Below are 808 nucleotides of genomic sequence, written 5' to 3' on the forward strand. Positions count from 1 at the left end.
GTGTCCACGCCCGGCCCGGTCTCGGCGAGCTGCGGGCCGGAGGTGTCGTCCTGGGCGGTGGCGACGGCAGCCTGCCGCGCTGCGTTCGGGGCGGTCTCGACAGTGGCGTTGGCCGACGGGACGAACCAGAGAGCGGCCAGCAGTGTCCCTGCGGCGGAGGCGGTCAGGAGTGTGCGACGAGTGACGGACACAGTTTCGATCCCCTTGCAACAACCGTGAGTTAGCCCCGTGGGCCGATGCTAAGCAAAGCAGCGGGTCGGAGGAAAGTCGCGGCCTCCCCGAGCCCTACGCTCCGGAGCATGAGCACAGAAGAGACATCCAGGTTTGTTCGACTTCGCGTGGAGATGGTGCTGGAGGTCACCGACCTCGACGCCCTCACCGGTACCGCCCTCGAATCCATCGCCGCCGAGTACGGGGAACCCGTATCGGGTATCACCGAGAGCGACACGGCCGAGGAGCGGATGCATGCCGAGGCCACCGTCCGGGCAGACGGAGCTGAGGCCCTCGCCTCGCTGGTCGACCCCTTCGACCTGGTCAGCGAGGTGCCCGGGGTCGAGCTCGCGCAGGCTTCCTGGAGCAGCGAGAGCATCGACTACGACCCCGACGCGGAGGGCTGGGACGACGACGAGGAGGACGACGAGGACGGCCCGTACCTGGACGGGGCCGGGGGCGACGAGGAGGGGTACGGCGACGGCGTCGCGCACAATGGGAAGAACGACGGCGAGGACGGTGACCTCGCGCAGCGGGTCTGACGTGTGAGAACACCGGCCCCGGCCCCGCTTCACCGCGGACCGGGGCCGCGCTGTGC

General features: G+C 69.8%; 1 protein-coding gene and 1 pseudogene. One reads left to right on the forward strand and one right to left on the reverse strand.

Annotated elements, in window-relative coordinates; genetic code table 11:
- Positions 1-191 (reverse strand): annotated as a pseudogene (locus tag RM844_RS32020) (hypothetical protein); the annotation flags it as partial.
- Between the two features lie 153 nt (positions 192-344).
- On the opposite strand from RM844_RS32020, the gene RM844_RS32025 reads away from it, so the two are divergent.
- Positions 345-752, forward strand: coding sequence for a hypothetical protein (locus RM844_RS32025; protein ID WP_084753770.1), 408 nt, complete (start codon positions 345-347; stop codon positions 750-752).
- The last annotated feature ends 56 nt before the right edge of the window (positions 753-808 follow it).

Origin of the sequence: Streptomyces chisholmiae (genome assembly GCF_031845445.1) — a bacterium.
GTDB lineage: Bacteria > Actinomycetota > Actinomycetes > Streptomycetales > Streptomycetaceae > Streptomyces > Streptomyces chisholmiae.